General features: G+C 32.0%; 6 protein-coding genes. All 6 read right to left on the bottom strand.

Going from position 1 to position 12,027, the window contains the following annotated elements; translation table 11 throughout:
- Nucleotides 1-35: 35 nt before the first annotated feature.
- Nucleotides 36-1,331 (bottom strand): TolC family protein, encoded by a 1,296-nt coding sequence (locus tag MODO_RS06300; RefSeq protein WP_006259790.1) that lies wholly within the window; start codon nt 1,329-1,331, stop codon nt 36-38.
- A complete protein-coding gene (locus MODO_RS06295) occupies nt 1,324-3,750 on the bottom strand; it encodes an ABC transporter permease (RefSeq protein WP_006259791.1) in 2,427 nt (808 codons plus the stop codon). The genes MODO_RS06300 and MODO_RS06295 overlap by 8 nt, the downstream gene beginning before the upstream one ends.
- 103 nt (nt 3,751-3,853) lie before the next feature.
- Nucleotides 3,854-4,684, bottom strand: coding sequence for a GIN domain-containing protein (locus tag MODO_RS06290; protein WP_006259792.1), 831 nt, complete (start codon nt 4,682-4,684; stop codon nt 3,854-3,856).
- A gap of 19 nt (nt 4,685-4,703) precedes the next feature.
- Nucleotides 4,704-7,157 (bottom strand): ABC transporter permease, encoded by a 2,454-nt coding sequence (locus MODO_RS06285; RefSeq protein ID WP_006259793.1) that lies wholly within the window; start codon nt 7,155-7,157, stop codon nt 4,704-4,706.
- A gap of 1 nt (nt 7,158) precedes the next feature.
- Nucleotides 7,159-9,594 (bottom strand): ABC transporter permease, encoded by a 2,436-nt coding sequence (locus MODO_RS06280; protein WP_006259794.1) that lies wholly within the window; start codon nt 9,592-9,594, stop codon nt 7,159-7,161.
- 1 nt (nt 9,595) lies between these two features.
- A complete protein-coding gene (locus MODO_RS06275) occupies nt 9,596-12,025 on the bottom strand; it encodes an ABC transporter permease (RefSeq protein ID WP_006259795.1) in 2,430 nt (809 codons plus the stop codon).
- Nucleotides 12,026-12,027 lie beyond the last annotated feature (2 nt).

Genomic DNA, 12,027 nt, shown 5'->3' with positions numbered 1-12,027 from the left:
TATATTCTAAATACAAATAATGTTATAACTAATATTTATAGTGTATTTGTATTGAAAAGTTTAAGCTTGTTTTCCATAAAAGAACGATTATAAGCGTTCTTAATCAAAGCAAATTGAGAGTTCAATAATTGATTTTTTGAAGCATTAAATGAGAAAATATCAACCTTTCCATTCTCATACTTTGCTTGTGTTGTACTGAATGATTTCTCTGATAGCTCAATACTTTTTTGAAGCTGTTTTGCGATATTTTCTAACTGTGCAATTTCTGCTTTTAGCTCTGTAATTTGATTGTTTAGATTAACTTCACTCTCCTTTATTTGCAAGGTATTCAAACGTATTTCTTCATTTTTCACTCTTACTTGTCTACGTATATTTCCACCTTGAAAAACTGGTATACTCAATCCAAAACTAACGTACTGACTCTTGTTATCTCCCATCTGTTTTGAGAAAGAATTAGTGCGCAATTCTATATCACTATTAAACGGCTTAGAATAGAAAGAACCATATTGATAATTCCCAACTAATCGAGGTAAATTCTTAGACTTAATCAGTTTCTTCTCTTGTTCTAAAACTTGTTGTTTCAGTCTAGTTTTTTCTAGTGTTGGATTAAACTCATATCCTTCTATTTGTGCTATAGATTCCTCCTTTTGTACCACACTAAACTCATTCACTCCTAAATCTTCTATATTTAATAAATGAAGTAGCTTTAGTTTCTGATTCAATAAAGTATTCTCTGTCTGCTCTATACTAATAGTCTCACTGTGATAGATGTATTCTATATCATAGAAATCACTTTTAGGTTTGGCACCAGCTTCTACTTCTTTCTGTACACGCTCTAAGTTAGCCTTACTGTTAATTAATTGTTGTTGTTGTATTTCTAAAAAAGACTGTGAACCTATAATCTCATAAAATAACTCAAGAATAGCAGTCTGATATTGAAATAAGACTTCTTCATTCTCTAATTTAGCATAATCAATAGCTAGGTTATCTTTCTTGTATTGTATAAAATTACTAAAGTCAAATAATGTAACTCCAGCATCTAATGAAGCTCTTGTAGACTGAATATTAGAACTCACACGACTATTCGTAACAGGATCAATAGCAGATCCAAAATTATAAGACTGTGCCCCGTTCACCCCTATATCGGGCAAATAATAAGAAGCCACACTTTGCTTTCTACTTTCAGCAACTTTAGTCTCTAAAGCAGACACCATCAATCTTAAACTATTCTCTTTTCCTTTTTCTACACAGTCCTCCAAAGTCCACTGCTCTTGAGCTACTCCTGCAATACTAAACAAAATAGTCAATACTAAACACCAACTCTTACTCATACTTTATATATTTTAAAACATCAATACGTGTCGCTTTATAAGCCTTCCAAAACACTAACAACATTGAAAAAAGCATTAAGCTTACAAAAGCAATAACAAATGGTAACACGGTAATCGAAATACGATAAACAAAGTCCTCCAACCATATATTCATCACATAAATCACCGGGTAAATAGATAGGATAAATCCAATTAGACAATACATAACAAAACGCACAGATAATTTCAGAATCAAACTAATTGAGTTTGCTCCTAGCACTTTTCGAATAGCAATTTCTTTTAATTTACTTTCAATACTAAAGGACACGATTGCCATCAAACCGAACAAGGCTATAAATACTGATACCCCCATCAAACACACAAATAATGTACGTTGATATAACGTCTTTTGGTAACTTTTAGCAAAGTCTTCATTGACAAATTTGTATTGTATTGGATAGGTAGAATCAATTCTCTTATTCCAAAACTCTTCTAAAGCTTGTAAGGTTATTTGCGTATTGTTAGTATCTATTTTTACCGCTATATGATCTGTTAAATGATAAAACCAATCCACTGAATTAGGCATAAAATAAGTTACAGGATTAGTACTCTGACTAACCCCTTCTACCTTCATATCTTTTACAACACCAATAACTTCAAACTCTTTTCCATTCCATTTAATCTTTTTTCCTAGTATTCCATCTGAAAAATTAAAAGTTGATTTAAATGTTTCGTTAACAACAACTTTACTAATACTATCTGTCGCCAAACTACGATCAAAAAAACGTCCTTCTTTCAATTCTCCATCAAATACTTTCAAAAAATCATATCCTACAGGAACGTTGTTACTTTGTACAGAAGCTTCTCCTATTCTATTTCCTGAAGCACTATTATACCCACCTCCAATAACCATTGAATGAAGTGTTACTTCTTTTACTCCTTTAATCTTTTTTAAATCAGACTCAATATCATAGTAAAGATCATTTCGCCTCTGAATATCTTTAATTTTAAAATTAATATTAACAACCTGATCTCCATCAAAACCTAAATCCTCTTGAAGAATATGCTCTACCTGTTTATCTATAAAAACAGCCGTTGACAAAAAGAAAAAGGCGATTACAAATTGTAGAATCAGAAACATATTTCGAAGACTAACACCCGCTTTTCCTCTTAAATAATTTCCTTTCAACACTTTTAATGTATCAAACGACAATAAGAACAAGCTTGGTAATGTACCAGATAATAAAACAACTCCTAAGACAATTCCTAAAATAGGCAAAGTAAATACCCAAACATGGAAGGGCATAGTTCTATTAACCAACAAATTAAAATAGGGTAACAATATCTCAACAAGCACTAAGGCAATCACTAAAGCTAGTAATACGCAAATAATAGATTCGAAGATAAACTGTAGAAATAGTTGCCATCTTGTAACACCAATTGCCTTTCTTATACCAATTTCTTTTGCACGTTTAAAACTGTTTACTAAAGCTAAATTAACTGCATTTATAATACTCAACATTAGCAATAACACAGAAGATGTCATCATTATATTCAATACCTTAGAAGCTGCTGGTCCTCCTCCTAACCCTTTTGAAATTGGGTTTAAATGAATTGTATCTAATGAATTAAAATTAAGTATAGCATTAGCATTAAAGTTCTTCTTCACCTCTTCTAAAGTCATGGACTCCTTCTTCATATACATCTGGAAGACATCGTCATAAATCACATCTCTTATACGTTCTTGGACATCTTTAATCTGAACGCCTTCTTTTAACTTGAGTAATAGAGTGTAATTATGATCTCCCCAGTTATTCTCTTTATTATTGGCAATCTGATCTTCCGTAACGAATGAAGTCAACCCTTTAAAATTAACTGAACTATTTCCAGGAATACGATAAACAAAACGAATAGACAATACCTTTCCATTTTCCAATATAACTGTCTTTCCTATTGGATCAATACCTTTACCAAACAAACGCTCCGATTGGTCTATATCTATTGCTAAAGCATCTTTATAATTCGTCTTATATTCTTCTGCGCTACCATAAATAGTCTCGAAAGGAAAGAATTCAAAAAAATTAGCTTGCTTTTCATCAATATCATAGAGAAATTCCTTACGTCCATCCACCTCAACACTTGAAATATCGTCAAATGTAAAGCTAAAATTATATGCCTCTACAATATCTGATAACTTGTCTAAATTGTTAGCTACAGGTGCAGGAAACCAATTCTTAAAGAAAGACTCTGATGTTCCTTCAACTTCATAAACTCTCTCTTTAAAAGGGTTCCAGTGATTATAACTATGCTCGTTATGCCAAAACAACAATACAAGTATAACAGCTGTCATACCAACAGCTAATCCTAAAATATTTAGAATTGAAACCACCTTATTCTTCCAGAAATGTTTCAGGTATAATTTAAACCAATTATTAATCATAAGTATTCGGATGAAGTATTACACTGCCCAATGCATATATCCTAAGATAAGTGATAGATAGTCATTATAAACATATCTATCACTAGTCTAGAAGCTATAAGAATTAATCTATATTTTTCACTTGTCCTGAAGACGAAGTATTTGAACTAACTATCTTAGCTCCTCCTGTATATTGAACACGTCCTGAAGAACTCGCTCTACCAGATACCTCCTCAGTTACATTAAACACCATAGAACCTGATGAGCTAGCTTTACCTTCTAGTGTTTTAGTTGTAAAGCTAGATCCTTTAATAGAACCACTACTAGAAGCAGAAGCGCTCACAGAATCAGCATTCCCAGATAAACTCAACCTAGCAGAGCTACTAGCTCCGAAGTCCCCAGTTTTAGTCTTTAATGAAATATCTACACTTGCTGAAGAACTAACACTTGCAGATGATTTCTTTGTCACCTCAAAACTACCTTCTATTTTAGAAGAAGAACTTGCCTCTATAGATAGGTTATCTGCTTGTACTAACTCTCCTCTAAACCTTGCTGAACTACTCGTTTTTACATCAAATGATTTAGCAACAGCTTTGTTCAATAAGTTAAACTTAGCAGAAGAAGACAACCTTACCTCTTCTAAACTAGGGTTATTTATAGTAACTACTACTTTTCCAAAATCTCTAATATTGATACCGTTCTTCCATTTTTTATTAGTTTTTTGATCAATGAAGATATCTAACCCTCCAGTAATTGTCGTTTCTGTCTTGACATCTTTCATATTCTCAGATTTCTCTACTTCCACTACTACACTCTTAGCTCCTCCATAAGTAAAGTTCACTTCTATTCCTTGAGAAGCTTTTACAGATTTAAAATCACTAACTTGACGCGTTTCTTTTGATTGTGCGAACACACTTCCTCCTACTAATAAGAAGAACATTACTATTTTTTTCATATTTAAATTTGTTTTATGGTTATTCATATTTTATATATTTCAGTACATTGATCTTTGTTGCTGACCATGCCTTTAAGAACACAACTACGCCTGTTAATATTAGTATCACAATCAAGCAAATGATAAATGGTTCTACACTAATATCAATTCTAAAAGCATAATCACTCAACCATTTGTTTAAGAAATAATAACTAGGGAATATAGCAATACCAAAACCTACTAGACACATCACTACATACTGTACAGACAATTGTTTTAATAAGCTAGAGGAACTAGCCCCCAGCACCTTGCGAATAGCTACTTCTTTTAGGCGGTTATTAATATTAAAAGAAGCCAAACTATACAATCCAAACAAAGCAATAAACACAACTATTCCATTTAGTGTTAAGAAAATATCTCTCTCTTTCTTTACATTATTAAATGTCTTTGCATATTGCTTATCTAAAAACTCATAACTAAAAGGCTCGTCAGAGATATCCCTGTTCGCCCATATCTTCGCTATTTCATTCATTGTCTTCTCAACATTATCACCTTTAACCTTGACTGTAATCTGTCTACTATTTAATCCCACCCAAGGAATTGTTTTTAAACTAAAGAAGACTAGAGGAGCATAGTTAGATTTAAGACCATATAGATTAAAGTCCTTTACCACACCTACTATTGTCAGCTTATTACCGTTCCACTCTATTGTTTTTCCTATAGGATGCTCTTCTTTCATTTCATAGGCAGTACGTTCATTAATCAATATATTAGAGATAGAGTCAGTCGCAAATTCAGGTGATAAACCTCTTCCCTCTTTCAGCTTTATATCTAAAGTATTTAGATAGTTATAGTCCATTCCTACATTAATACCCTGTATTCTATTTCCATTATGTATAAAACCTGAAGAACTACCATAACTACTCCCTATACTGATCGAAGCGATAGACATATTCTCTACTCCATTGAGCCTTGTGATCTCCTCTTTCAGAGATTGATATATATTAATCTTCTCCTCATAAGGACCTTTACTAATGAAAGGAATGACTACCACTTGATCTCCTTTAAACCCAAGATCCTTATTTAACATATAAGTTACTTGCCCATATACAATATAACTTCCAACCATAAAGAAACAAGCCACCGTAAACTGTACTATTAACATGACGTTCTTTAATGTCTTACCTTTCTTACTCTTATTTACTTCTCCTTTCAGAACTTCTAACGTTTTAAAACTAGCAGTAAATAAAGCAGGAATAATACCTACTAATAAAACAATAATCACAATGAACAATAGCAACCATGGTAGTATATAAAATACTTCTATTTCCATCTGTGAATCTAAGAATACTTTTAACCATGGCATCGTAAACTCAATCAATACAAAAGCAATAATACAAGCTAGTATAGAGGTAACTAGAGCCTCAAATAACCCTTGTAATATCAAATTCTTCTTAGTCGCACCTAATGTCTTTCTAATTCCAACTTCTCGTGTACGACCTATCGCTTGGGCAGTGCTTAAGTTGATATAATTAAATACAGATAATACTAATATCAATAAAGAAAGGCCTATCATGATATTCAATCTCCCAACATTAGTTGCTCCCTCAGGAGTACCATTTAAGTCAGAGTTATTCTGCATTCTTTGTGTTGCTAAGACATGTAGTTTATATCCTTTATTTTTTAGATTCTTAAACTCCTCCAGTGTCACACCTTCTTCTTTTTTCATATACTCCTCAAGACTCAATCCTTCATCCTTCGCTAGCGATACATACACTTGCTTAATCAAGATATCCTTTATTAGCCCTTCCACTTCGGTAGTATACTTAGCATCGTCTAACTTTAACCAAATAGTTGAGTTATAATTACCCCATTGCTCTATTCCCTCTTTCTCATATTGATCAACTGCATTAACCAGTATATTTGCCATTATTGAATTCCTGTTCTTCCCTAGTTTATACACAGCACTTACTACATATGTATCCTTATTGTATTCAAAAGATTTACCTATCGGATCTTCTTCATTGAATAATTGCTTAGCATACTCATCAGTAATAACAGCAGTATTCGGCCCATTAAATGGCTTATTCTTATCTCCTTTTACAATCTCATAAGGAAAAAAGTCAAAGATGTTAGACTTTACATATCCTACCTTTTCTACACCTTTTTTCACCCCATCTACAGTCATTGTCCCACCTCCATAATAATTATCCAAATAAGTATAATCAATGATATGTGAAGACTCTTCTTTTAACTTAGAACCAAAAGGATATGGTAACTTCATCCAACTCGTATCTGCATTCAGAATAGACTCTACTGTGAAAATATTATCCTTATTCGGATTCGCCTGATCATAAGATGACTCTTCTCTGTAATGCACGAATGACAAGATAACAGAGGCAAAACCCACTCCTAAACTTACTAATGTTAGAATAAAATAGACTTTATTCTTCAGCACATTAGACCAATATATTTTTAACCAGTTCTTTATCATACTATTCGTATTTGATATACTTTAATACATCTACTCTAGTGGCTTTAAAAGCACGACTTATAACAATTAGTAATGTCAATATTATAATGATGACAAAACAAAATATAAATGGCCATACACTCATCTCTATTCTAAAAGCATAATCACTTAACCATTTATTCAAGAAGTAATAACTGGGAAATACAGCTATTCCAAAACCTATTAAACAAAACACAATGTACTGCCCTGTTAACTTCTGTATCAGATCTTTAGGTCTCGCACCTAATACTTTGCGTATAGCAACTTCTTTTAACCTAGAGTTAATCGTAAATGATGCCAAACTATACAATCCAAAAAGAGCAATAAAAACAACCAATAAATTCAAGACTAAAAATACTTTGCGCTCTTGTAAAGACCGTTCAAAACTCTGTGCAAAACGCTTATCTACGAACTCATAAGTAAAAGGTGAATCAGAGATATTATGTTTTTTCCAAACCTGTTCTATAGCTTCCATCGTCTCTTTAACATTCTCCGTATTTATCTTAATAGACATCTCATTCATATTGCTCCCCCATCCTTGTTCAAAATCTAATGACATAAATATCATTGGACGATAATCTTCATGCAATCCAAACAAATTAAAATCCTTTACAACCCCAACAATAGTAACTTTCTCTTCATTCCATTCAAATTCTTTTCCTAAAGCATTGTCAGTAATACCCATCATTGTTATTGCCTTTTCATTTAGCAATACATTTTTTATACTATCAGAAGCAAAATCTTGAGACAGTGCTCTTCCTTCTTTTAATTTAATATCAAATAGTTTTAAAAAATCATCATCCATAGCTGCTACACCTGCCTGTATTTGTTTGCCTTGATAAGAATATCCTACAGACGAATAATTTTTTCCGCCTATTGCCAATGACCACGCACTTGCCCCCTCAACTCCTTTTATTTTAAGAATATCTGCTTTTAGTCTTTTATAGATAGGTAGAGTATTCTCTACAAGATCTCTTTTAAGGTTATACGGTACCCCTACTATCTGATTTGCATTATAACCTAAATCCTTGTTAAGCATATAATTCACTTGTTGATTAACAATCAAAGAACCGATGATAAAAAAACAAGCAACGATAAACTGAACTGTTAGTAATGTATTCTTAAACCAAACTCCTTTCTTACTTCTTTTTATATTTCCTTTTAAAACTTCTATTGTTTTAAAACTAGAAATATAGAACGCAGGCACTGTTCCCACTAAAAAAATTACAGTTATTAGAAACAATAAAACCTGAGGCACAAATTCCAAAACATTAAACAACAATTTAGCTTTAAAAAACACTCTCAGACTAGGAAGAGCATATTCAACTATAACTAAAGAAATGATAATAGATATAAGTACTGTTACAGCTGACTCAAAATAGTTTTGCAGCATTGTACTTGCTTTATTAGCTCCTAATACTTTGCGTACACCTAACTCTTTACCCCTATTCATTACTTGTACTGTAGTAATATTGATATAATTAAATACTGACAATAACATGATAAGACTTGAAAGACCTATAGCAATATAAATTCTATTTCTATTCGCTATTCCTTCTGGCAAAGCGTTTTTTTGATTCGAATTAACTAACCGTTGTCCTTTTAAATCATGTAAATAAAATGTCAATACATAATCTTTTTCTTTTTTTAGTTCCTCTATCGTGAGTCCTTTGCTTTTTGCTACAGGAGCAATCACTTTTTCGTCGTATATACTTAATAATTGTTTCTCTATCAACTCTTTTGACTCTGGACTTTTTAATTTAATCCAAAGTGCTGAACTATAATTTCCCCAACCATTACTACCTATAGCATTTTCTACTCGTTCGTCCAAAACATTAAATACCATATTAGGATTTATAGAACTCAGTGTTTCTGCTTCCTTATAAACTCCTTTTACTGTAAATGTCTTTCCCCACAAAAGAATTACTTGCCCTACAGGTTCTTCATCTTTAAATAGATATTTCACATAAGTATCCTTGATAAATACCTGATTAGGTCCATCAAAAGGTTTTATTTTATTTCCTTGTACAATCTCAAAAGGGAATACGTCAAAAAACGCTGATTGCCCAAAACTAGCTTTTTCAAAAACTTTAGCCTCTCCATTGATCAACACTACACCTCCCTGATAATGAGCATCTAAATAACTATAAGTTTCTACACGATCTGAAATATCCTTTAAAACCTCTCCATAAGGATAAGATAATGATGGCCAGCCTTCCTCTTCACTAAACTTAGTCTCTACCATAAATACACGATCACTATCCTTGTGCCAAGTATCATAAGACATCTCTTCAGTATAATATAAATACGAAATAATCACAGCTGATAATCCTATCGCCAACCCTATGACTGTCAACAAGAAATACATCTTGTGTTTCATCGTATTGTACCAATAAATCTTTAACCAGTTTTTTATCATACTACTCGTATTTAATATATTTTAATACATCCACTCTAGTCGCTTTATAAGCACGACTGATAACAATTAGTAATGTCAATATTATAATGATGACAAAACAAAATATAAATGGCCATACACTCATCTCTATTCTAAAAGCATAATCACTTAACCATTTATTCAAGAAGTAATAACTGGGAAATACAGCTATTCCAAAACCTATTAAACAAAACACAATGTACTGCCCTGTTAACTTCTGTATCAGATCTTTAGGTCTCGCACCTAATACTTTGCGTATAGCAACTTCTTTTAACCTAGAGTTAATCGTAAATGATGCCAAACTATACAATCCAAAAAGAGCAATGAAAACAACCAAAGAATTCAATACTAAGAATACATTTCGTTCCTGTAAAGACCGTTCAAAACTTTTAGCAAATCGCTTATCTACAAATTCATACTGAAATGGTAAATCAGTTATATTATGTTTCTTCCACACCTCTTCAATAGCCTTCATTGTTTCCTCAGCCTTGTCAGCTTTTATCTTAATAGACATCTCTTTCATATTGTTTCCCCACTGATTATTAGACAGTGTAACAAATAATAATGGTCTATAATCTTCTCTAAGTCCTACTAGATTAAAATCCTTTACTACTCCTACTATAGTATATTCCCCTCCATTCCATTTTATATTCTTGCCTATAGGCTGTGACTCCCCCATTATGGACATTGCTTTCTCATTAATCAAAATATTTTGAATACTATCATTAGCTAAATCCTTTGATAACATTCTTCCTTCTTTCATTTCAATCTGATATAATTCCAAGAAATCATAATCTATTGCAGCTATACCAGGCTGCACATCTTTTTCTTTATAACTAAAGCCTGAAGACACATATCTACTACCGCCAATATCTAATAAACACGCACTCGCTCCTTCCACATTACTTAGATTTAAAACATCTGTTTTTAATCTCTTATACACGTCATATTTATTGTTTATACCCTTCTTAAAATTATATGTCACCCCTACTATTTGTTCAGCCTGAAATCCTAAATCTTTTTTCAACATATAACTCACTTGCTGATAAATAATAAAAGATCCTATAATAAAAAAACAAGCAACAATAAACTGAACTGTTAATAGAAGATTTTTAAACCACACCCCTTTCTTACTTCTCTTTATATTACCTTTTAAAACTTCTATTGTTTTAAAACTAGATACATACAGAGCAGGTATAGTTCCCACTAAAAAAACTACTAATATTAAGAAAATTAGTAATTGTAGTATAAAATCAAACAAATCGAAGATTAACTGTGCCTTAAAAAACACTCTTAAACTAGGTAAAGAGAATTCTACTATTACAAAAGACAATACTATAGATATTAGTACCGTTATAGTTGATTCAAAATAGTTTTGATATATCAGACTTAAACGATTCGCACCAAAAGTTTTACGCATACCCACTTCCTTACCTCTATCCATCACCTGTACTGTAGTAATATTAATATAATTAAATACAGATAACAATAAGATTAGCAATGATAAACCTATAGCTATATATATTCTATTAACATTAGCACTCCCTTCTGGTAATGCATTTATATCAATATTTTTCTCAAAACGTTGTCCCTTTAAATCATGTAGATAATAACCAAAATAACGCTCCCCTCTACTTCTTTTATACTCGTCTACAGATATACCTTTTTTATTAGCCTCAGGCAACATGACATACTCATCATATATAGCGAGTAACCTTTTCTCTATAGTTTCTTTAGACTGCGTATCCTTGAGTTTTACCCATAAAGCAGAACTAAAATTTCCCCAATACCCTTTCTCTACTGCTTCTTTCTCCCTTTCATCTAAATCATTTATTATGATATTAGGATTGATAGAACTTAATGTATTTGCTTCTTTAAATATTCCTTTTACTACATAAGAGACATCCCATATCACTATAGTCTGCCCTATAGGATCTTTATCTTTAAATAAATAGTCTACATATGTATCTTTTATATATGCTTGATTTGGGGCATCAAAAGGTTGTAGTTGACTTCCACTTACTATTTCAAAAGGAAATACAGTAAAGAAATTAGACTGTACGCTAATAGCCTTGGTATAAGAAAGCAGTTCTCCATTACGCAGTAACATTCCATCATCATAGCTATTATCTACATAAGAATATGCTTCTACTTCAGGAGATATTTCATTTAATTTAGATCCAAATGGATAAGATAACATTGGCCAGCTCTCCTCTTCACTAAACTTAGTCTCAACCATAAATACACGATCACTATCCTTGTGCCAAGTATCATAAGACATTTCTTCAGTATAATATAAATACGAAATAATCACAGCTGATAACCCTATCGCCAATCCTATTACTGTCAACAAGAAATACATCTTGTGCTTCATCGTATTGTACCAATATATTTTTAACCAGTTCTTTAACATCT

It is taken from the genome of Myroides odoratimimus (assembly GCF_001485415.1).
GTDB classification, from domain to species: Bacteria; Bacteroidota; Bacteroidia; order Flavobacteriales; family Flavobacteriaceae; genus Flavobacterium; species Flavobacterium odoratimimum.
Note: the sequence above shows the minus strand (reverse complement) of the source record. Positions and strands in the feature narration are given on the sequence as shown.

Coding starts and splice junctions, on each gene's coding strand:
- MODO_RS06295 (WP_006259791.1), bottom strand. CDS start 3,750: ATGATTAATAATTGGTTTAAATTATACCTGAAACATTTCTGGAAGAAT.
- MODO_RS06290 (WP_006259792.1), bottom strand. CDS start 4,684: ATGAAAAAAATAGTAATGTTCTTCTTATTAGTAGGAGGAAGTGTGTTC.
- MODO_RS06275 (WP_006259795.1), bottom strand. CDS start 12,025: ATGTTAAAGAACTGGTTAAAAATATATTGGTACAATACGATGAAGCAC.
- MODO_RS06280 (WP_006259794.1), bottom strand. CDS start 9,594: ATGATAAAAAACTGGTTAAAGATTTATTGGTACAATACGATGAAACAC.
- MODO_RS06300 (WP_006259790.1), bottom strand. CDS start 1,331: ATGAGTAAGAGTTGGTGTTTAGTATTGACTATTTTGTTTAGTATTGCA.
- MODO_RS06285 (WP_006259793.1), bottom strand. CDS start 7,157: ATGATAAAGAACTGGTTAAAAATATATTGGTCTAATGTGCTGAAGAAT.